At 70.0% G+C, this 21,682-nt stretch carries 18 protein-coding genes; 8 read left to right on the top strand and 10 right to left on the bottom strand.

What is annotated here, in order from left to right:
- Positions 1-17: 17 nt before the first annotated feature.
- Positions 18-2,477, bottom strand: a complete 2,460-nt coding sequence (locus VIP82_RS10115; RefSeq protein ID WP_331908156.1) for a DNA gyrase/topoisomerase IV subunit A — start codon at positions 2,475-2,477, stop codon at positions 18-20.
- A gap of 68 nt (positions 2,478-2,545) precedes the next feature.
- On the opposite strand from VIP82_RS10115, the gene VIP82_RS10110 reads away from it, so the two are divergent.
- A complete protein-coding gene (locus tag VIP82_RS10110; RefSeq protein WP_331908154.1) occupies positions 2,546-3,661 on the top strand; it encodes an alkaline phosphatase family protein in 1,116 nt (371 codons plus the stop codon).
- 58 nt (positions 3,662-3,719) lie between these two features.
- Here the strand turns inward: VIP82_RS10110 and sepH are convergent, their stop codons facing one another.
- Positions 3,720-4,766 carry a septation protein SepH gene (gene sepH, locus VIP82_RS10105; protein ID WP_331908152.1) on the bottom strand — a complete coding sequence of 349 codons (1,047 nt, stop codon included), beginning with the start codon at positions 4,764-4,766 and terminating at the stop codon, positions 3,720-3,722.
- 262 nt (positions 4,767-5,028) lie between these two features.
- Between sepH and VIP82_RS10100 the strand changes: the two genes are divergently transcribed.
- Entirely contained in the window at positions 5,029-5,322 is a 294-nt protein-coding gene (locus tag VIP82_RS10100; protein ID WP_308867225.1) for a DUF4193 domain-containing protein, read from the top strand.
- Here VIP82_RS10100 and VIP82_RS10095 read toward each other — a convergent pair.
- Positions 5,297-5,800, bottom strand: coding sequence for a DUF3093 domain-containing protein (locus tag VIP82_RS10095; protein WP_331908150.1), 504 nt, complete (start codon positions 5,798-5,800; stop codon positions 5,297-5,299). The genes VIP82_RS10100 and VIP82_RS10095 overlap by 26 nt on opposite strands.
- A gap of 12 nt (positions 5,801-5,812) precedes the next feature.
- On the opposite strand from VIP82_RS10095, the gene dut reads away from it, so the two are divergent.
- The 5 genes from dut (at position 5,813) to dxs (ending at position 12,692) form a co-directional block, all read left to right on the top strand.
- Complete coding sequence (gene dut / locus VIP82_RS10090; RefSeq protein WP_331908148.1) at positions 5,813-6,265, top strand: dUTP diphosphatase; 453 nt, start codon at positions 5,813-5,815, stop codon at positions 6,263-6,265.
- Positions 6,262-6,861, top strand: a complete 600-nt coding sequence (locus VIP82_RS10085) for a DUF3710 domain-containing protein (protein WP_331908146.1) — start codon at positions 6,262-6,264, stop codon at positions 6,859-6,861. Before dut ends, VIP82_RS10085 begins: the two co-directional genes overlap by 4 nt.
- Positions 6,858-7,655: a DUF3159 domain-containing protein gene (locus VIP82_RS10080; protein ID WP_331908144.1), complete on the top strand. Its 798-nt coding sequence runs from the start codon at positions 6,858-6,860 to the stop codon at positions 7,653-7,655. The genes VIP82_RS10085 and VIP82_RS10080 overlap by 4 nt, the downstream gene beginning before the upstream one ends.
- Positions 7,656-7,788: 133 nt before the next feature.
- Positions 7,789-10,617 carry an aconitate hydratase AcnA gene (acnA, locus tag VIP82_RS10075; protein ID WP_331908142.1) on the top strand — a complete coding sequence of 943 codons (2,829 nt, stop codon included), beginning with the start codon at positions 7,789-7,791 and terminating at the stop codon, positions 10,615-10,617.
- A 98-nt stretch (positions 10,618-10,715) separates the two neighbouring features.
- Complete coding sequence (gene dxs, locus VIP82_RS10070) at positions 10,716-12,692, top strand: 1-deoxy-D-xylulose-5-phosphate synthase (protein WP_331908140.1); 1,977 nt, start codon at positions 10,716-10,718, stop codon at positions 12,690-12,692.
- On the opposite strand, the gene VIP82_RS10065 is transcribed toward dxs, so the two are convergent.
- The 5 genes from VIP82_RS10065 to VIP82_RS10045 all read right to left on the bottom strand — a co-directional run bounded on the left by VIP82_RS10065 (position 12,689) and on the right by VIP82_RS10045 (position 18,853).
- Positions 12,689-13,399 carry an SPFH domain-containing protein gene (locus VIP82_RS10065; RefSeq protein ID WP_331908138.1) on the bottom strand — a complete coding sequence of 237 codons (711 nt, stop codon included), beginning with the start codon at positions 13,397-13,399 and terminating at the stop codon, positions 12,689-12,691. The two genes, dxs and VIP82_RS10065, sit on opposite strands and share 4 nt — an antisense overlap.
- 241 nt (positions 13,400-13,640) lie before the next feature.
- The gene (locus VIP82_RS10060; protein WP_331908136.1) at positions 13,641-15,785 is read right to left on the bottom strand and encodes a 3-hydroxyacyl-CoA dehydrogenase NAD-binding domain-containing protein; all 2,145 of its coding nucleotides are present in this window, start codon (positions 15,783-15,785) and stop codon (positions 13,641-13,643) included.
- 7 nt (positions 15,786-15,792) lie between these two features.
- Positions 15,793-16,998 carry a thiolase family protein gene (locus tag VIP82_RS10055; protein WP_331908134.1) on the bottom strand — a complete coding sequence of 402 codons (1,206 nt, stop codon included), beginning with the start codon at positions 16,996-16,998 and terminating at the stop codon, positions 15,793-15,795.
- Positions 16,999-17,070: 72 nt separating this feature from the next.
- Positions 17,071-18,270 carry a ribonuclease D gene (locus tag VIP82_RS10050; protein WP_331908132.1) on the bottom strand — a complete coding sequence of 400 codons (1,200 nt, stop codon included), beginning with the start codon at positions 18,268-18,270 and terminating at the stop codon, positions 17,071-17,073.
- Positions 18,263-18,853, bottom strand: coding sequence for a DUF3000 domain-containing protein (locus VIP82_RS10045; RefSeq protein WP_331908130.1), 591 nt, complete (start codon positions 18,851-18,853; stop codon positions 18,263-18,265). The genes VIP82_RS10050 and VIP82_RS10045 overlap by 8 nt, the downstream gene beginning before the upstream one ends.
- Before the next feature lie 25 nt (positions 18,854-18,878).
- On the opposite strand from VIP82_RS10045, the gene VIP82_RS10040 reads away from it, so the two are divergent.
- Complete coding sequence (locus VIP82_RS10040; protein ID WP_331908128.1) at positions 18,879-20,081, top strand: alpha/beta hydrolase family protein; 1,203 nt, start codon at positions 18,879-18,881, stop codon at positions 20,079-20,081.
- 13 nt (positions 20,082-20,094) lie between these two features.
- Here VIP82_RS10040 and VIP82_RS10035 read toward each other — a convergent pair whose 3' ends face one another.
- Complete coding sequence (locus VIP82_RS10035; RefSeq protein WP_331908126.1) at positions 20,095-20,535, bottom strand: SufE family protein; 441 nt, start codon at positions 20,533-20,535, stop codon at positions 20,095-20,097.
- A gap of 95 nt (positions 20,536-20,630) precedes the next feature.
- Positions 20,631-21,536, bottom strand: a complete 906-nt coding sequence (locus VIP82_RS10030) for a sulfurtransferase (RefSeq protein WP_331908124.1) — start codon at positions 21,534-21,536, stop codon at positions 20,631-20,633.
- Positions 21,537-21,682: the final 146 nt, after the last annotated feature.

Here is a 21,682-nt window from a genome sequence, read left to right as displayed (position 1 = left end):
GAGCCGAGTGCGCGGGCTCAGCGGATGCCGGTGCCGACCGCGCCGATGACCCCGTCGAGGGCCGTCCCCGACGCATCGCGCTTCGCGCCCGCTGCGGGCAGCGCGCGCACCGCCCCGTCCGCGCCGATGGCACGCGGATCGGTGCCCACCCAGGCGATCGTGAGCGCGTCCTCGCCGCGGAGGAGGCGATGGGCGCGAACGCCCCCGGTCGCCCGCCCCTTGGCAGGGAACTCGCTGAAGAGCGACACCTTGGCGCTGCCCGCATCGGTGCCCGGGAGTGCGCTGGTCGAGCCGGCGATCGTCACCACGACCGCGTCGAACTCGGACGGCCCGACGACGTCGAAGGCGATGACCTGCGCCCCGTCGGTGAGCCGGATCCCGGCCATGCCGCCCGCGGAGCGGCCCTGCGGACGCACCGACGACGCGTCGAAGCGCAGGAGCTGGGAATCGCTCGCGACGAACACCAGCTCGGCGCCGTCGGAGGCCGGTGCGGCGCCGACGACGCGGTCGCCGTCCTTGAGCGCGATGATCTCGATGTCGTGCTTGCTGCCGAGCTCACTCGCGGCGACCCGCTTCACCACGCCCTGGGCGGTGCCGACGGCGATCGGCGGGGTGTCGACGAGCGGGACGAGCGCGACGACGTGCTCGCCGCCGCTCAGGCCGAGGTACTGATCGGCGCGCGTGCCGGCGCCTAGCTGCACCGAGTTGCCCGGGACAGACGGCAGGTCGACGGGGGAGAGGCGGACCAGGCGGCCGAGGCTCGTCACCGCGCCGATGTCGCCGCGGGTCGTCGCGTCCACCGAGGAACGGATCGCGTCGTGCTTCGAGCGGCGTGCCGGCGCCACGACGCCGCCACCGGGCGCGTCGGCGACCAGCTCGGCGCGGACCATGCGTCCGGTGGCCGAGAGGAAGACGCGACACGGGGCGTCCGCGATCTGCAGGTCGGCGGCCGCTGCGGCGGCGCGTGAGCGCGGCTGCACCGGGCCGCCGTTGAGGAGCAGGGTGCGCCGCGGCGTGCCGAACGCCTCGGCGGCGGCATCCAGTTCATGCGCCACCTGCGCGCGCAGCAGCACGTCGCTGCCGAGCAGCTCCTCGAGCTGGGCGATCTCCTTCTTGAGGTTGTCGCGCTCCGTCTCGAGCTCGATGCGGGAGAATTTCGTCAGTCGGCGCAGTCGCAGCTCGAGGATGTACTCGGACTGCGCCTCCGACAGGTCGAAGACACTCATCAGGCGCTGGCGCGCCTGCTCGCCGTCGTCGGAGGTGCGGATGACCTGGATGACCTCGTCGATGTCGAGGATCGCGATGAGGAGCCCCTCGACCAGGTGCAGTCGTTCCTTGCGCCGGGCGAGCCGGTAGCTGCTGCGGCGGGTGACGACGCTGATGCGGTGGTCGAGGTAGACGCGCAGGAGCTCCCGGAGCCCGAGGGTCTGCGGCTGGCCTTCGACGAGGGCGACGTTGTTGATGCTGAACGAGTCCTCGAGCGGCGTCAGCCGGTACAGGTGGTCGAGCACCGCCTGCGGGTCGAAGCCGGTCTTGATGCCGATGACCAGACGCAGACCGTGGTGGCGGTCGGTCAGGTCGTTGACGTCCGAGATGCCCTGCAGCTTCTTGGCGTTGACCGCGTCCTTGATCTTCTCGATGACGCGCTCGGGGCCGACGAGGTAGGGCAGCTCGGTGACGATGAGGCCGGTCCGGCGCGGGCCCAGCGACTCGATCGACACCTTGGCCCGGGTGCGGAAGCTTCCGCGCCCGTTCGTGTACGCGTCCTTGATGCCGTCGAGTCCGACGATGATGCCGCCCCCGGGGAGGTCCGGACCGGGCACGAACTCCATGAGCTCGTCGACGGTGGCATCGGTGTTGTCGAGCAGGTGCGTGGCCGCGCCGACGACCTCGATGAGGTTGTGCGGCGCCATGTTCGTCGCCATGCCGACGGCGATGCCGGTCGTGCCGTTGACGAGCAGGTTGGGGAACGCGGCCGGCAGCACTTCGGGCTGCTGGAACTGGCCGTCGTAGTTGGGGATGAAGTCGACGACGTCCTCGTCGAGATTCTCGGTGAGCGCCAGCGCCGGAGGGGCGAGACGCGCCTCGGTGTAGCGAGGGGCGGCGGGCCCATCGTCGAGCGAGCCGAAGTTGCCGTGTCCGTCGACGAGGGGCACCCGCAGGGAGAACGGCTGCGCGAGCCGCACGAGCGCGTCGTAGATGGGCGCGTCGCCGTGCGGGTGCAGCTTTCCCATCACCTCGCCCACGACGCGGGCGCTCTTGACGTGGCCGCGGTCGGGGCGCAGCCCCATGTCGGCCATCTGGAAGAGGATGCGCCGCTGCACCGGCTTCAGCCCGTCGCGCGCGTCGGGGAGCGCGCGCGAGTAGATCACCGAGTACGCGTACTCGAGGAACGACGTCTGCATCTCGGACGAGACGTCGACGTCCTCGATGCGTCCGTGGTCGGCGGGTGAGGAATCGGTGCGGGAAGCGGGCATGTGTCGATGAAGCCTCGGGTGACGGCGGGAGCGGTAGGGCGCGGCCGCGGTGTGCGAGACTGGCCCCGATGTCCCTCAGCCTACCCGCGGACCCGCCGCGCGCCCGGAGCCTCACCCGTGTCGTGCCCGAGATGTCGGCGGCGCTGAGCGGCACATCCGAGTGGTTCGCGCCGGCGCGTAGCGCGATCGTGTGGGTGATCGACGGGCTGGGCGTGGCGAACCTCGCCGCCCGCGCGGGGCACGCGCGATTCCTCAACGAGGCGCGGACGAAACGGGATACCGCACGCACCGTCTTCCCCTCGACCACGGCAGCCGCACTGACCAGTCTGCTCACGGGCGCCTTGCCGGGGGAGCACGGCATCGTCGGCTATCGCGCCCGGGTTCCCGGCACCGACGACGTCGTCAACATGCTGCGCGGGTGGGACACCGAGGGCCTGCCGCTGTCTTTCCAGCGCGCCGCGCCGCTGTCGGCCACGCTCGGCCGACCGTTCTTCGCCGTCTCACGCAACGAGTACGCGCGCACCGGATTCACAGCCGCGACCCTGCGCGACGCCGAGTTCCACGGAGCGGACGACCTCGACGAACGCGTGCGCGTCGCCGCTGACCTGGCGGCACGGCATCCGGGCTCGCTCGTCTATCTGTATGCGGCCGATCTCGACGCCGTGGGCCACAAGCGCGGGTGGGAATCAGACGAGTGGGTGGCCGCTCTGGAACGGATCGACGCCGCGGCCCGCACGCTCGCGGCGTCGGTCGACCGGAGCACCGGCGTCGTCGTCACGTCGGATCATGGCATGGTCGACGTCCCCCGGCACCGCCACATCCTGCTCGACGAAGGCGGCGAGCTGCTCGACGGCGTCCGCCTCATCGGCGGCGAGCCCCGCATGCTGCAGCTGTATACCGAGGCCGGACCGGCCGATGCCGTGCTCGCGCGGTGGCGCGAGGCCGAGGCGTCGCGCTCGTGGGTCTTCTCCCGTGCGGAGCTCGAGGCGTCGGGACTCATGGGAGCGGTCGACCCCGAAGTCAGGGCTCGGATCGGCGACGTGATCGTCGCCCCGCGCGCCGGGATCGCGTACTACGACGATCGCCTCGCCGACAAGGCACCGCAGAAGATGGTGGGCCAGCACGGCTCGCTCACGGATGAGGAGCGGGTCGTGCCGCTCATCCGGCTCGGCGCGTTCGCCTGATCTCGAAACACGTCGGCGCATGTCGTGCGGCGACGCACTCGATCCGGCGGAGCCGGCGTCAGTCCTCGGACCGGGCCCCGAAGACGATCTCGTCCCACGAGGGCATCGAGGTGCGCCCCTTGCGGCGACCCGCCTCCGCCACCGCGGCGGGAGTGGGCGCCTGATACTCGGATGCCGACGGCTCGTCGTCGGCGGGCGCCTCGTCGTAACCCGGTTCGAGCGCGTCGAACAGTGCGACCGGCGCCGAGGAGCGCTGCTGCGGTGCAGCAACTTCGTCGGCGCCAGGCAGTGGCTCGCGCTGACCGCGGCGACGGCGCAGCGCTTCGAGAAGATCGGCGGTCTCGGCCGACGTGACGACGGTGGGCTCACTGGCGCGCTTGATCGCCGCCTCCTGGACGGCGGGAGCGGCCGGCGAGGGGATCTCGGGCGACTCGATGTCGGCGTCGGGGAGGCGCCGCGGACCGAAGGCGCCGCTGTCGAAGCGCGAGTCGTCCTTGGCCGGTGCGCTGTCCAGTGCCCGCAGGCGCGGGATCAGCCCTTCGGGCAGCGACCCCTGGCGGGAGAGCTGGATCGCGTCGGAGTTCAGCGGGGACAGCGTGCTGCGGCGGGGGTCGAAGCCCCAGCGGGCGTCGTGGCCGATCTCGTTGGCAGTGAACTCCAGCTTGACGGTCCAGCCTGTGGGCGCCTTCCAGCTGGTCCACCGTTCGCCGATGGCACCGGCCTCGGCGAGCTTGGCTCGCACCGCGGAGCCGAACGTGGTCTGTCCGTCACCCTCGAAGTCGCCGCCGAGGAGCACGGGTACCGCCAGCGCCTGTCCGACGACGTGCTCGCGCTCGGCCAGCACGGGGCCTTCGAAGCGCACCACGTCCTCGACGCGCGCGCCGAGGAGCTCGGCGACTTCGCGGGCGGACAGTCCGGAGCGGATGTGCGCCTGGATCTCTCGCGGACTCGCGCGCGGCGCTTGGACGTCGCCGTCGCGGTCGCGCCGCGCCTTGCGCAGCTCGACCCGCAGCACATCGTCGACATCGAGCGAGAATCTCTCGCCGGACTCGGTCGCCAGGATGAGCTTGTCGTCCTCGGTTCCGATGACCTTGAGCTGTTCCATGCGGACGCCCCTTACTTTTCCCTTGGGCTCACGGCTGTACTTCCCCGTCGGGCTGATGGCAGCCGATGCTGCCTGATCCGCCCCATCGTGTCACAGCGAAGTGCGCTGGCCGGGAATATACGACGCGTGCCGCGAGTTTCACGCGAACGCACGTGGTGGACACCGCCGGACGCATTTGCGAAAAGAGGAACCGTCGTGCAAACTATCGCCGCCCGCAAGGGCGAGCGCAACCCGCGATACCCGGAAGTTGAGACGTTCACGCATGGCCACCGATTACGACGCCCCCCGCAAGACCGAGGACGACAGCGAGTCGATCGAAGCGCTCAAGGAGCGCGTTCCCGACAAGCTCTCGGGCTCGGTCGATGCGGAGGATGCCGACAACCCGTCGGGCTTCGAGCTGCCCGGTGCCGACCTCTCGGACCTCGAGCTCGACGTCGTCGTTCTCCCACCCCAGGAGGATGAGTTCACCTGCTCGAACTGCTTCCTCGTGAAGCACCGCTCGCAGCTCGATCACGAGACGGCCGACGGCCCTATCTGCGCGGAGTGCTCCGCGTGATCTGAGCCCGCCGCACAGCGGCGGACAGTCGATCCGGCGTCCGCGAGGAGATCACCCACGCGGTCGTCGGGTCGTCGACATCGGTCACCGGGATCACGACGAGTCCGTCGATCCCGCCACGGATCAGATGCCACGACCGCGGGTCGAGACCCGCACCGCGCGCGTGGCGAGCGTCGTCGCCGACGTGGACCTCGGGCGCACCGAGGAATTCGACGCCGATATGAGCGCGTCCCGCCCGCAGCTCGCCGTCCCGTACCTCGACCACGGGGGCCGCCGCGAGGAGCAGCGCGATCAGCAGCACCCCGACGCAAATGCCCACCACGAGAGCGATCGTCGTGTCGATCGGGGTGAGGACGAGGGCCGCCATCGGAGCCGCGACCGCCGCCGCGACGAGGATCCACAGGGAGGGGCCGAGCCGCTCCCGATAGCCGTCGGTGCGGCCGCTTCGGGCATCGGCGTGACGCATGGAGTTCTGCATTACCCTCGTTGGGTGACTGAAACGGTGGACGTCCCCATTATCGCCCCCGACGTCCCGGTGTACGCACACCCCGGAGACGCCGGAGCCGACCTCGTCGCAGCCGAGGCCGTGCGCCTCGAGCCCGGCGATCGCGCGCTCGTCGGCACCGGCGTGCGCATCGCCCTGCCCGAGGGATACGTCGCCTTCGTGGTGCCCCGCAGCGGCCTCGCGGCCAAGCACGGCATCACGATCGTCAACGCCCCCGGCACCATCGATGCCGGGTACCGCGGCGAGATCAAGGTCATCCTCCTCAACACCGACCGCGAGAACGCGCACGACATCTCGGTGGGCGACCGCATCGCCCAGCTGATCGTCATGCCGGTGCCTCGCGCCGTATTCATCCCCGTGGAGACCCTGCCCGACAGCGTGCGCGGCGAGGGCGGCTTCGGCTCCACGGGCTACCAGAAGGACGGAGTCCTCGCATGACCGACCCCTCATCCGCCGACGGACCGCGCAAGGTCGCGCCCGAGGACCGCGCCACCACCGGCCCGTTCGACGAGTCCGAAGCCAACCCGGTCCGGCCGTACATCGACCTCGGCGGCATCAAGATCCTGCCGCGCGAAGGACTCAACCTGCGACTCGAGGTCGAGGAGCAGACGAAGCGCATCGTCGCCGTCGGGCTGGACTACTCCGGTTCGACGCTGCAGGTGCAGCCCTTCGCCGCCCCCCGCTCGGCAGGGCTCTGGGCGGAGACGCGCGAGCAGATCCGCCAGCAGATCCGTCAGCAGGGCGGCCGCGTCGAGGAGCGCGAGGGCCCGCTCGGCCCCGAGCTGCTCGCCGAGGTGCCCGTCATCGCCGGTCCCGACGGCACGGCGGGCAAGCGCCTCGCGCGCTTCGTCGGCGTCGACGGACCCCGCTGGTTCCTCCGCGGCGTCATCGGCGGCGCGGCGACCGCCGACGTCGAGGCGGCCGCGGCCGTCGAGGACCTGTTCCGGTCGATCGTCGTCGTCCGCGGCGGATCGCCCATGCCGCCGCGCGATCTCATCCCGCTGCGCATGCCGGCCACGCCGGGCTCGGCGTGAGCGACAGCGCACGCCCCGACGACGCTGATTCGGACCGGACAGCGGACGCCCCCGCCGACGGGGCGAACTCCCCGATCGACGAGACCGAGGCGCCCGCGTCTGCATCCGAGGTGCTCGGTGCGGCTCTCGGCGGCGCCGCACGGCGCGCCGGCCTCGACCCCGCGGAGAGCCGCAGCACCGGCCACGTCGTGTGGACGGCGATGGGCGGCTGGCGCGGCATCCTGGAATCCGTCCTCCCCGGCGTCGTGTTCCTGGTGGCATGGACTCTCACCTACGACCCCGAGACCCGGACGGGCAACCTGCCGCTGAGCCTCGGCCTGTCCGTCGGTCTGGCCGCTGTGTTCACGATCGTGAGGCTCATCCAGCGGCAGTCCGCGAGCGCCGCCATCGGCGGTCTGATCGCGGCCGCCGCAGCGGCCGGCCTGTCGCTCTGGACGGGCAGGGGAGAGGACAGCTTCATCCCGGGCTTCCTCACGAACACGATCTACGGGACGGCGTTCCTCGTGTCGGCCCTCATCGGGTGGCCGCTGATCGGTCTCGCGGTCGGATTCCTGATGGGCGAGGGCACCGCGTGGCGCGCCGATCGGCGCAAGCGACGGGTCTTCTTCTGGCTGTCGCTCGCGTGGGCCGCTCTCTTCGCGCTGCGCCTCATCGTGCAGGTGCCGCTGTACTTCGCGGGCGACGTGACCGCGCTCGGCACGCTCAAGCTGGTGATGGGGCTGCCACTGTTCGCGCCGCTGGTCGCGGTCACGTGGCTCGCCGTGCGCGCGCTCTACCCCCGCGCGCCGAAGTGATACATTTATCTTGACATCAAGATAGTTTTCCCTCGATCCGTTAGGTCGACCTCACTAGCCGCGGGCTTCGGGGCGGGGGAAGATGGGGATGCCGGACTCCGGCACGATCCCGCCGCCGACGAAGGAGACAGACGTGTCCACGGTTGACAGCTTCGGTGCGAAGAGCACCCTGACGGTCGGCAGCACCGACTACGAGATCTTCCGCATCGACACGGTCGCGGGTTACGAGAAGCTCCCGTTCAGCCTCAAGGTGCTGCTCGAGAACCTGCTGCGGACCGAGGACGGCGCGAACGTCACCAAGGAGCAGATCGAAGCTCTCGGGTCGTGGGATGCCGCAGCCGAGCCGAACACCGAGATCCAGTTCACGCCCGCTCGCGTCGTGATGCAGGACTTCACCGGCGTTCCGTGCATCGTCGACCTGGCCACCATGCGCGAGGCGGTCACCGCGCTCGGCGGCGACCCGACGAAGATCAACCCGCTGTCACCGGCGGAGATGGTCATCGACCACTCGGTCATCGCCGACCTCTTCGGCACGGAGAACGCGCTCGAGCGCAACGTCGAGATCGAGTACGAGCGCAACGGCGAGCGGTACCAGTTCCTGCGCTGGGGCCAGACCGCGTTCGACGACTTCAAGGTCGTCCCTCCGGGCACCGGCATCGTCCACCAGGTGAACATCGAGCACCTGGCGAAGGTGATCTACGACCGCACCGTCGGCGGCGTCCTGCGCGCCTACCCCGACACCTGCGTCGGCACCGACTCGCACACGACCATGGTCAACGGGCTCGGCGTCCTCGGCTGGGGCGTCGGCGGGATCGAGGCGGAGGCGGCGATGCTCGGCCAGCCGGTGTCGATGCTCATCCCCAAGGTCGTGGGTTTCAAGCTCTCGGGCGCGATCCCGACCGGGGTCACGGCCACCGATGTCGTGCTGACCATCACCGACATGCTGCGCAAGCACGGCGTGGTCGGCAAGTTCGTCGAGTTCTACGGCGAGGGCGTGGCCTCGGTGCCGCTCGCCAACCGCGCCACCATCGGCAACATGAGCCCGGAGTTCGGTTCGACCGCCGCGATGTTCCCGATCGACAGCGTGACCGTCGATTACCTGCGCCTCACGGGCCGTGACGAGCAGCAGCTCGCCCTGGTCGAGGCGTACGCGAAGGAGCAGTCGCTCTGGCACGACCCCTCGCGCGAGCCCGTCTTCAGCGAGTACATGGAACTGGACCTGTCGACGGTCGTCCCGTCGATCGCCGGCCCCAAGCGCCCGCAGGACCGCATCGTCCTCTCGCAGGCGAAGCAGCAGTTCGAGAGCGACCTCACCAACTACGCCGAGGTCGACCACGATCTGGTCGATCTCGAGGGCTCGGAGTCGTTCCCGGCGTCCGACCCGCCCGGAAACTCGCCCGAGGACGAGTACAGCCGCCACGAACACCACCATCACAGCCACGCGCCGGCGACGGCGTCGAAGCCGACTCCGGTGACGCTCGAGGACGGCGAGAAGTTCGTCCTCGACCACGGCGCCGTGACGATCGCCGCGATCACGTCGTGCACGAACACGTCGAACCCGTCGGTCATGCTGGCGGCGGGTCTGCTCGCGCGCAACGCCGTGAAGAAGGGCCTCAAGGCGAAGCCGTGGGTCAAGACCACCCTCGCGCCCGGATCGAAGGTCGTCACCGACTACTACGAGAAGGCCGGCCTCACCAAGGACCTCGAAGCGCTCGGCTTCTTCACAGTGGGCTACGGCTGCACCACGTGCATCGGCAACTCGGGCCCCCTCATCGAGGAGGTCTCGGCGGCGATCAACGAGAACGACCTCGCCGTGACGGCCGTCCTCTCGGGCAACCGCAACTTCGAGGGCCGCATCAACCCCGACGTGAAGATGAACTACCTTGCGAGCCCGCCGCTCGTGATCGCGTACTCTCTCGCTGGTTCGATGAACTTCGACTTCGAGGTCGACGCGCTCGGCACCGACCAGGACGGCAACGACGTGTTCCTGCGAGACATCTGGCCCGACTCGGCCGAGGTGCAGGCCACGATCGACTCGTCGATCAACAAGGACATGTTCACCCACCAGTACGCGAGCGTCTTCGAGGGCGACGAGCGGTGGCGGACCCTCCCGACCCCCACGGGCGACGTGTTCGAGTGGGATGACGCGTCCACGTACGTGCGCAAGCCCCCGTACTTCGACGGCATGACGATGGAGCTGACTCCGGTCACCGACATCTCGGGTGCGCGGGTGATGGCCACGCTGCTGGACTCGGTCACCACCGACCACATCAGCCCGGCCGGAAACATCAAGGCCGACAGCCCGGCGGGCAAGTACCTCGCCGAGCACGGCGTCGACCGCAAGGACTTCAACTCCTACGGCTCGCGCCGTGGCAACCACGAGGTGATGATCCGCGGGACGTTCGCGAACATCCGCCTGAAGAACCAGCTGGTGCGCGCGGTCAACGACGGCGCCGAGGTCGAAGGCGGCTTCACCCGCGACTTCACGCAGGAGGGCGGCCCGCAGTCGTTCATCTACGACGCCAGCCAGAACTACCAGGCCGCGGGCACGCCGCTCGTCATCTTCGGCGGCAAGGAGTACGGCTCCGGCTCGTCGCGCGACTGGGCGGCCAAGGGCACGAGCCTCCTGGGCGTCAAGGCGGTCATCACCGAGAGCTTCGAGCGCATCCACCGCTCGAACCTCATCGGCATGGGCGTCGTCCCGCTGCAGTTCCCGGCGGGCGAGAGCTGGGCGTCGCTCGGACTCGACGGCACCGAGATCGTCTCGATCTCGGGACTCGAGCAGCTCAACGAGGGCATCACGCCGAAGACCGTCCGCGTCACGGCAGAGCCGAGCGAGTTCTCCGCGCCCGGCAAGGCCACTGTCGAGTTCGACGCGGTCGTCCGCATCGACACGCCCGGTGAGGCGGACTACTACCGCAACGGCGGCATCCTGCAGTACGTGCTGCGTTCGCTGGTCTGACAGGTGATTCACGGGGGACCGGATGCCGCGGCATCCGGTCCCCGCTTCATGCCCCGGGTAGACTTGCAGAGCCCTTCCCGGGCCCGAAAGGAGCGGGGATGTCGCTGCTGTCGTCCATCACCGGACCCCGCGACCTCGACGGACTGACCACCGATCAGCTCGAGCAGCTCGCGAGCGAGATCCGCGGCTTCCTCGTCGAGAACGTCGCACGCACGGGCGGCCACCTCGGCCCCAACCTCGGCGTCGTCGAGCTGACGATCGCACTGCATCGGGTGTTCGACTCGCCGAACGATCCGATGATCTTCGACACCGGGCACCAGTCCTACGTGCACAAGCTCCTGACGGGACGCCAGGACTTCACGAATCTGCGCGCGCGCGACGGCCTCGCCGGGTACCCGCAGCGCTCCGAGAGCGCGCACGACGTCGTCGAGTCGTCGCACGCCTCCAGCTCGCTGAGCTGGGCGGACGGCGTCTCCAGAGCGCTGACCCGCACCGGACGCAAGGACCGGCACGTCGTGGCCGTCGTGGGCGACGGCGCCCTGACGGGCGGCATGACGTGGGAGGCGCTCAACAACATCTCCGACGACAACGACCGCAACCTCGTGATCGTCGTCAACGACAACGGCCGCTCGTACGCCCCGACGATCGGCGGCATGGCCCGCTACCTCAACCGCGTCCGCACGGCGGAGTCGTACCGCACGCTTCACCGCGGCTCCGACGACCTGTTCCGCAAGCTGGGTCCCGCCGCGCGCGCCGTCTACCGCGGCGTTCGCGGGGGCACCCATGGCTTCCTCTCGCGGTTCACGAACAACGCGGCCCTCTACTCGAACCTCGACATCAAGTACCTCGGCCCCGTCGACGGTCACGACCTGCCGACGCTGATCGAGACCCTCGAGCTCGCGAAGTCGTACGGCGCTCCCGTCATCGTCCATGCCATCACCGAGAAGGGCCGTGGCTATGCCCCGGCTCTGGAGGACGAGGCCGACCAGTTCCATGCGGTCGGAAAGATCGACCCGATCACGGGCGAATCGCTCGGCGCGACCGGCGGTCTCGCCTGGACCGACGTCTTCGCCGACGAGCTCGTCGCCGTGGGCGATGCGCGCGACGACGTGATCGCCATGACGGCGGCGATGCTGCGACCGACCGGCCTCCTGCCGTTCGCCCAGCGATTCCCCGACCGCGTGTACGACGTCGGGATCGCCGAGCAGCACGCCGTCGCCTCTGCGGCCGGTCTCGCCTTCGGCGGCCTGCACCCGGTCGTCGCCATCTACGCGACGTTCATGAACCGCGCGTTCGACCAGGTGCTGATGGATGTCGCCCTCCACCGCGCCGGCGTCACCTTCGTGCTCGACCGCGCCGGCGTGACCGGCCCCGACGGACCGAGCCACCACGGCATCTGGGATCTGGCGATGCTGCAGATCGTGCCGAACATCCGCATCGCCGTGCCCCGCGACGGCGCACGCCTGCGCGAGGAGCTGCAGGAGGCGGTCGCCATCGACGACGGCCCTACGGTGATCCGCTTCCCGAAGGGCGTCGTCAGCCCCGAGATCGAGGCGCTCGAGCGCCTCGATGACGGCGTCGACGTGCTGGTGCGCTCCGACGCGCACGACGTGCTGCTCGTCGGCATCGGCCCCATGGCGCACATCGCCGTCGACGTGGCCGGTCGCCTGCGCGCGCAGGGCATCGGCGCCACCGTCGTCGACCCCCGGTGGGTCGTGCCGGTGCAGCCGTCGATCGTCGAGCTCGCGGCATCCCACCGCCTGGTCATCACGATCGAGGACGGCATCCGCGTCGGCGGCATCGGAACACGCGTCCGCCAGGTGCTGCGCGAGGCGGGCGTCGACACCGCGGTGGACGAGCTGGGTGTGCCCGACGAGTTCATCGACCACGCGAGCCGTGAGCAGATCCTCGACGATGCCGGGCTCACAGCGGCCAAGATCGCGCAGGATGTCGTGGCGCAGGTGCTCGGCACCCGCATCCCGGTCGCGCGCGGTGCCCAGCACGGCGACGCCACACCGACCGGCGCGATCCCGACGCTGTCGGATCTCGCGCGCAGCCGCGACGACCGGCGCTAGACGGACGAGAGCCGGGTCGCGAGGACGGATGCCGCGGCATCCCACTCCGCGCTCTGCGGGTCGGCAGGACGCGGCGTGATCGCCTGCGACAGCAGGTAGCCGTCGGTGAGGGCGTCGCCCGTGACGATCACGCGCAGCAGCTCGATGCCGCAGTCTGTGCGCACGAGGTCGGAGCAGGCGCTGACGACGCGCGGAGACAGGAGGTCGTTCGGCGGGAGCACGGCGCCTTCCAGCTCGTGCACGAGATCACGCAGAGCCGCACCCACGATGTTGCCCGCGCGCTCTCGCACATTGACGACGTCGAGCTCGAGCACGCGGAGATCGTGCCCCGACACGATCGGGCGCCAGTCGAACGAGGCATGCACCAGATGCTGATGCCCGCTGGCAGCGGTGAGACTCCGGGCAGGCAGATCAGTGGAGCGCGCGCGCACATCGACCAGCCGGTACCAGTAGAGGATCGGGAACGCGCCGTGGGTGCCGGGCCGCAGCACCACCACCTCGCCGCGTCCGTCCTCGGCGCCCCGGACGCGACGGATGATCGGCTTGCCGTTGCGGGTCCGGATCGCCGTAGACCCCTCGTCGACCGTCACCAGGAACAGCTTCATGAGGGCGGGGACGACCACGAGCAGCGTCAACGCCGCGCCACTGGTCTTGACCAGCACGCCCAGCGCACTGCCGCTGAACAGCCCCGAGATCACATCCAGCATCCGGACACCTCCCGTTCGCACCATCCGACAGGGACAGGATGCCCTGCGCAGAAGCGCCGGTGCGCCGCGCAGGCCCCTGCGCGCCGAGTGTTCATGCGCCGGACGCGTCGCGTTCCGTGGGACGAGCATCGCCGTTCGGGGCGCGGCCGCGACGAACGGCATGCGGCGACCCCTCCCGCATGTCAGGAAGGGCGCATCCTCCGCAGAGAGGATGCGCCCTTCCGTGAGCGGTTCGGCGGTGTCAGCCGGCGATGCCCTTGATCACCGGGTGGTGGAAGGTGTCGCCGAAGACGCGCTCCGACGCCCCCTCACGATCGAGGTAGGGCGACGCGCCGCCGTCGATGAACGGCCAGCCCGCGCCGAGGATGAGGCAGAGGTCGATGTCTTCCACCTCGGCGACCACACCCTCGTCGAGCATGATCCTGATCTCCTGCGCAAGGCCGTCCTGCACCCGGGCGAGGATCGTCTCGGCCGACGCCGGCGACGAGCCCACGGCGGGCTTGAGCAGCTTCTCAGCCGCCCTGGTCCAGCCGGTGACGCGGCCGCCGCGATCCTTCTCGACGACTTCCGGCAGCTCCGCGAGCGCGTGGAAGTTCTCGTTCGCGTAGAAGCGGTCGGGGAACGCGTGCACCATCGTGTCCTGGACGTGCGCGGCCACCTTCCAGCCGACGAGGTCGATGAGCTGGAACGGTCCCATCGGCAGCCCGAGGGGCGCGAACGCCTTCTCGACGTCCGCCACCGGCGTGCCCTCGTAGACGGCGCGCGCCGCCTCGCCCATGACCTTCGCCAGCAGGCGGTTCACCACGAACCCCGGCGCGTCCGCGGTGAGCACCGCGTTCTTGCCGAGATTGCGTGCGACCACGAACGCGGTCGACAGGGCGGCATCCGACGTCTGCGGCGTCTTCACGATCTCGATCAGTGGCATCACCGCGACCGGGTTGAAGAAGTGGAAGCCGACGAGGCGCTCCGGGTGTGCGAGCTTCGCGCCGATCTCTTCGACAGACAGCGACGAGGTGTTGGTCGCGAGGATCGCGTCCTCGGCGACGATCTGCTCGATCTCGCCGAACACCTGCTGCTTGACGCCGACCTCTTCGAAGACGGCCTCGATGACGAAGTCGCAGTCCGCGTACAGGCTCTTGTCCGTCGTTCCCGTCACGAGCGCGCGCAGCCGGTTGGCGGTGTCTCCGTCGAGGCGACCCTTCGCCTCGAGCTTGCCGATCTCTTCATGAATGTACGCCATGCCCTTGTCGACGCGCGCCTGGTCCAGATCCGTGATGAGCACCGGCACCTGGAGCTTGCGCACGAACAGCAGGGCGAACTGGCTCGCCATCAGGCCGGCGCCGATGATGCCGACCTTCCCGACCTTCTTCGCCAGCTGCTTGTCAGGAGCGCCGACCGGGCGCTTGGCGCGCTTCTGCACCAGATCGAAGGCGTACATCGATGCTGCGAACTGGTCGCCGGTGACGAGTTCCGCCAGCGCCTCGTCCTCACGCGCGAAACCCTCGGCCTTCGTGCCGCTCTTCGCCTTGTCGAGGAGCTCCAGCGCCGCGTACGGCGACTTCGGCACCGTGCCGATCTTGGACTCGAGCATGCCCCGGGCCATCTTGACGGCGATCGGCCACTTGGTGAGGCGCTCGATCTTGCCCGGCTCGTTCTTGCGCTCCACCTTCGTCTTGCCGGTCAGGACGCCGTCCGCCCAGGCCAGCGAGTCCTCGAGGTAGTTCGCCGCCGGGAAGATCGCGTCGACGATGCCGTACTCGAACGCCTGCTGAGGCTTCAGCATCCGGTTCTGCTTGAGCGGATTGGAGATCACGACCTCCAGAGCATTCTCGATGCCGATGAGGTTCGGGAGCAGGTACGCACCGCCCCAACCCGGGATGATGCCGAGGAAGACCTCGGGCAGCGCGATCGCGGCGGCAGAGGCATCCACTGTTCGGTATGTCGAATTCAGCGCGATCTCGAGTCCGCCGCCCAGCGCGAGGCCGTTCACGAAGGCGAACGTCGGGACGCCGAGCTCGGACAGCTTGCCGAACACCTGGTGACCCAGCTGGGCCACCAGGCGCGCGTTGTCCTTCGAGCCGACCTTTCCGATGTCGGACAGGTCGGCGCCTGCGGCGAGGATGTACTGCTTGCCGGTGATGCCGACCGCCTGGATCTCGCCGGCGGACGCACGCGCCTTGAGGGCGTCGAGCGTCTCGCCGAGCTGGAACATCGTGGCGGGGCCCAGCGTGTTCGGCCGGGTGTGGTCCCGCCCGTTGTCGAGCGTCACGAGCGCCAGGACCTTGCCCGAGGCGAGACGGATGTCGCGCACCCGAGAGTGCGTGATCACCTCGCCCTCGGTGACGGCCAGGATGGGAGAGAAGTCGATGTCGTCGTAGTTCGTCATGCCGAGCTTACTTCCGCTTCTTTCCGTCGTAGAAGGGGTTCTCCCAGATGACCGAGCCGCCCTGGCCGAGACCGACGCACATCGCCGTCAGGCCGTAGCGCACGTCGGGTCGCTCGGCGAACTGCGCCGCGAGCTGGATCATCAGGCGGACACCCGACGCCGCGAGCGGGTGGCCGAGCGCGATCGCGCCGCCCCACTGGTTGACGCGGGGGTCGTCGTCGGCGATGCCGAAATGGTCGAGCAGCGAGATCACCTGGATCGCGAATGCCTCGTTCAGCTCGAACAGGCCGATGTCATCGATCTTCAGGCCGGCCTTCTTGAGCGCCTTCTCGGTCGAAGGGATCGGCCCGATGCCCATGATCTCGGGCTGCACGCCGGCGAAGGCGAACGAGACGAGCTTCATCTTCGGACGCAGGCCGAGCTCCTTGACCGCGCCGCCACCGGCGAGGAGCGACATCGTCGCACCGTCGGTCAGCGGCGACGATGTGCCCGCGGTCACACGGCCGTGCGGCCGGAACGGGGTCTTGAGGCCTGCGAGGTCCTCCATCGTCGTCTGCGGACGGCGGCCCTCGTCCTCGGTGGCGAGGCCCCACGAGCCCTCGGCGTCCTTGATCGCGACCGACACGAGGTCGGGCTGGAACTTGCCGGCATCGTACGCGGCCTGCGCCTTGTGCTGGCTCAACATCCCGAAGCGGTCCGAGCGCTCCTTGGTGAGGTGCGGGAAGCGGTCGAAGATCCGCTCGGCCGTCACACCCATGTTCAGAGCGCCCGGGTCGACCATCTTCTCCGCGACGAACCGCGGGTTGGGGTCGGCATTGCCGCCGATCGGGTGGTGGCCCATGTGCTCCACGCCGCCGGCGAGTGCCACGTCGTACATGCCGACGCCGATCGAGCCGGCCATCGTGGTGACGCTCGTCATGGCGCCCGCGCACATGCGATCGATCGCGAAGCCCGGGACTGTCTGGGGGAGTCCGGCGAGGATCGCGACGCTGCGGCCGAGGGTGAGTCCCTGGTCGCCTGTCTGCGACGTCGCAGCGATGGCGACGTCATCGATGCGGTCCTTCGGAACGCCTGGGTTGCGCTCCATGAGTCCGATCGTCGCCTTGACGGCGAGGTCGTCCGCTCGGGTGTTCCAGTACATGCCTTTCTCGCCGGCGCGCCCGAAGGGGGTGCGCATTCCATCGACGAAGAAGACGTCCGAAATCTCGGCCACTCTGCCTCCAAAAGTAGGGATGCCGCCAGCCTAGGAGGGGCCACGGAGCGGCCGGAATCGGGTGGCGGAAACCTACGAAGCCGGTTCCGACACCTCCGACGGGGCTTGCACGGAACCCACAAAGGCATCGGCGATCACCTGTGCAGTCTGCGCAATCTGCCAGGGACGTGCACCCAACACAGCGAGGGCGTCTCCGACGGTCTCGGCCGTCAGCGGCTGCGGGGGAGACCACGCGACCCGCCGCAGAAGCTCGGGCGTCAGCAGGTTCTCGGTCGGCATGTGAAGCTCTTCGGCGCGCTTCTCGACGACCGGACGGGCAGCCTTGAGGCGGGCGTCGGCCTCGGGGTTCCGGTCGACCCACGCGCGGGGCGGCGGAAGCGTGTCTCCGCCGGTGGCGCGCTCGAGAGGCAGCTGGGTCACGGCGCGCCCCGCCTCGATCGCCGCCCACCACCGGTCGAGCTGGGAGCGACTCGCCCGCCCGGTGAACTCCTTCAGTGCCGCGAGGGCGCTCTTGGACGGAGGATCGGCGATCACCGCGGCGACGAGGGCCCGGTCGGGGACGAGCCGTCCCGGAGCGACATCCTCTGCGCGTGCGTACTCCTCGCGGGCGATCCACAGCTCGCGCGCGACCGCCAGCGCCTTCCGGCCACGCACGGTGTGGAGGCCTGACAGCCGGCGCCAGGGCTCTTCGCGCTGGGGTTTGGGTTCCCGTTCCAGCACGGCTTGGAACTCCTCGGCAGCGAACTCCGTCTTGCCCTGTTCCACGAGCTCGTCGGCGAGCTTGTCGCGGACGTCGACGAGGTGCTCGACGTCGAGCGATGCGTACTCCAGCCAGGACTGCGGCAGCGGCCGGGTCGACCAGTCGGAGGCGGAGTGGGCCTTCGCGAGGGTGATGCCGAGCGTGTCCTCGACGACGGCGCCCAGGCCCACCCGCTCATGGCCCAGCAGGCGAGCAGCCAGCTCCGTGTCGAAGATGCTGGCCGGTTCGAGCCCGATCTCGCGCAGCGACGGCAGATCCTGGCTCGCAGCGTGGAGCACCCATTCCTGGTCGCCGATGGCCGCCTGGAGAGCCCGGAAGTCGCCGATCGGCGGTGGATCGAACAGGAAGACGCCCGCACCTCGGCGGAACACCTGCACGAGGTACGCCCGCTGCGAGTAGCGGAAACCCGACGCGCGCTCGACGTCGACGGCGACCGGCCCCTCGCCTGCGGCGAGACGCCGCGCCGCGTCCTCGACGCGCGCCAGCTCGTCGATCACGTCGTAATCAGCCACGCGGCGACCTGTGCGAACCGAGCATCGCGATCCCTTCCGAGCCGGGGGGAAGACCGGCCAGCATGCAAACCAACTCCGCCCATGCTTCCACGTGCGCGGCGATCGCGCCTTCCGGCGACCACGACGCACGCAATTCGATCTGTGCCCCGTCGCCCTCAGCCGCCAGGGCGCCGAACCCCTTCGAGAGGGTCTTGGTGGCGGTGCCGGATGCCGAGTGGAAGCCCGCGCCCCGCGACTCCAGCGCGTCGGTGAGCCAGGTCCATGCGACATCGGCGAGGAGCGGATCGATGCCGATCTCGGGTTCCAGCGGCGCCTGCGCGAAGCAGACGATCCGCCACGGTCCGTTCCAGGGCGCGGGTTCGTCGGGATCGTGCAGCAGCACGAGGCGACCGGTGCCGTACGGAGAGTCCGTGTCGTCGGGCGAGGAGCGCACGTCGCCCGCGATCGCGATCGCGTCGGGCGCGAGTCCCTGCGGCGCAGCGATCTCCCGCACCGTGAGGTCTTCACGGAAGCGGATGTCACGCACCGCCTGCGCGGCCCGCTCGAAGGCGCTCGATGCCGCGGGGGGACGCTGCTCAGCCACGCGGACAGACTAGAATCGTTCCTCGATGGTCGCCTCCAGGCGCGCCGCAGTGCGCGCCGCATCTCCTGCCCTTGTCGCCGGCGTGAAGGCCGCGCTCACTGTGCTGAGCGTGGCACTGGCCGGTGCGCTCGGCGCCCTCGCCGCCGGCTCCGTGCTGATGGCGCGCAAGGTGGTGACCCCTGCCCGACGTCTGGCCGACACGCGCATCCTCGCACTCGACACTGCCGCACAGACCATCACGCTGTCGCGGACGGCCGACACCGAGCTGCCGGGGCGCTACGGCCTGTTCACGACGGGGTCGTCCGACTACATCAAGCTCGGCTCGGTGCTGTCGGAGGACGCCACGAGCGTCAAGCGCAAGCTCCTCACGCACATCCCCGCGGACGCGCGTCTCGAGCCCGAAGCCGCGTTCAGCGGGTGGTACTACGACCGTCCCGAGCAACTGCATCTGCCGTTCACCCCCGAGCTGATCGGCTCGACGGTCGGCCCCTGCCCGGCGTGGCTGTTCCCGGCGGGCGGAGGCGACACCTGGGTGATCCAGGTGCACGGTCGAGGCACGACGCGCGCCGAATGCCTCCGGGCCGTGCCGGTCTTCCACGCGCTGGGCATCACCTCCCTGGTCGTCTCTTATCGCAACGACGCCGAGGCTCCCCGCAGCCGCAGCGGCACCTACACGCTCGGTGCGACCGAGTGGCGCGACGTCGACGCGGCAGTCGGTTTCGCCCGCCGTCGTGGCGCGCGGCGCATCATCGTCATGGGCTGGTCGATGGGCGGCGCCATCGCACTGCAGCTCGCGCTCAACTCTCCGCATGGCGATGCGATCGCGGGCCTGATCCTCGAGTCGCCGGTCGTCGACTGGCGCACCGTGCTGAACTTCCAGGCTCGGGCGGAGCGTGTGCCCGGCGCGGTCAGCCGGCTGGCGATGGAGGCGCTGCAGACCGAGTGGGCGTCTCCGCTGACTCGGGCGGGCGCGGCGATCCGCCTCGACCAGCTCGACATCGTCGCCCGAGCGGCCGAACTGCGCCATCCGGTCCTGATCCTGCACAGCGACGACGACGGCTTCGTGCCGTCGGACGCGTCGCACGGTCTCGTGGCGGCCCGCCCCGACCTGGTGGAGATGCAGGTCTTCGAAGTGGCGCGGCACACCAAGCTCTGGAACTACGACCAGGAGCGATGGAGCAACAGCATCGGCACGTGGCTCACCGCGCAGGGGATCATCGCGGACTGAGTCGACTGCGGCGTCAGGCCGCCGAGGCGGCGCGGACCTGCCGCTGCGCCCGCAGCAGCATCCCCGTCATCCCCGAGATGCGCAGGGGCGACACGACGCGGGTGAGCCCCAGCGTCTGCGGGTAGTCGCCGGGCACTGCCAGCACCTCAGCGGCCGTGAGCCCGGTGAGCCCCTGCGCGAGGATGCTCGCGAAGCCGCGGGTCGTCGGCGCCTCGGGCGGCGCGGTCGCGTGCATCGCAACGACACCGTCGGCATCCACGTCGACGATGATGAAGACCGGCGACTGGCACTCGACCACGCGCTCGTACCGCTCGGGGTGATCGTCGTACTGCGCCGGCACCGCGGGCAGCTCGTACGAGTACTCCAGCAGGAGCTGCAGCCGGTCGGGTTCGGGCAGCTCCAGGAACTCGTCGCGGATCTCGGCGAGACGGTCGGGCAGGACGGCTTCGGTCATCTCTGCCATCCTCCCATGCGGTGGAGCCGCGCGCCCCGGGTCTGCCCGGATGCGCGGCGGCGCCGCGGGTGCAGAGGGCGGGCGGATGCCGCGGGTCAGCGGGCCGGGACCGCTCCCGGCTCCGCACCCGTCACGATCGGCACCCGCACGGCGCTGCCCCACTCGGTCCACGATCCGTCGTAGTTGCGGACGTCGTCGAAGCCGAGGAGGTGCCGGAGGACGAACCACGTGTGACTCGACCGCTCGCCGATGCGGCAATACGCGATGATCGCATCGCCGTCCTCGAGGCCGACCTCGTCGCGGTAGATCGCCTCGAGCTCGGCGCGCGTCTTGAAGCCGCCGTCCGGGGCGACCGCGCGCGCCCACGGCACGCTCTGCGCCGACGGGATGTGGCCACCGCGCAGCGCGCTCTCCTCGGGGTAGGCCGGGGCGGTGGTGCGGGAGCCGTCGTACTCCTCCGGGGAGCGGACGTCGATGAGCGGCCCGTTGCCCAGGTGAGCGAGCACGTCGTCCTTGTAGGCGCGCAGCGCCGCGTCGTCGCGCTCGACGATCGGGTAGTGCGTCGGAGCCGGCTCGGAAGGCTCGGTGGTGATCGGCCGTCCCTCGGCGATCCACTTGTCGCGCCCGCCGTCGAGCAGGCGGACGTCCGCGTGCCCGAACAGGGAGAACACCCACAGCGCGTAGGCGGCCCACCAGTTGTTCTTGTCGCCGTAGATCACGACGGTGTCGTCGCGCGAGATCCCCTTGCGGCTGAGGAGTGCGGCGAAGCCCTCGCCGTCCACGTAGTCGCGGACCACGGGGTCGTTGAGCTCGGTGTGCCAGTCGACCTTGACCGCGCCGGGGATGTGCCCGGTCTCGTAGAGCAGGACGTCTTCGTCGGATTCCACGACGACCAGGCCCGGCTCACCCAGATGCGCCTGCAGCCATTCGCCTGTGACGAGGCGGCCCGGCTGGGCATAGGCGGCGAACTTCTCGGACGAGGTGTCGGTCTCGACGGGCATGGGGTCTCCTGGAGTCGGGTGATGCGATCGCGCATCCGCCATCCGGCGTCAGGCGAGGCGGGCGCACGCGGGCGACGGTTAGGGTTGAACCGTCGCCTCCGACCATAGATTCCCGGACGGGCGTGCACAGCCCCTCTGTAAGACTC

It is taken from the genome of Microbacterium sp. (assembly GCF_036566905.1).
Lineage (GTDB): Bacteria > Actinomycetota > Actinomycetes > Actinomycetales > Microbacteriaceae > Microbacterium.
The sequence above is the reverse complement of the archived record's forward strand: the minus strand, read 5'-3'. Positions and strand labels throughout refer to the sequence as shown.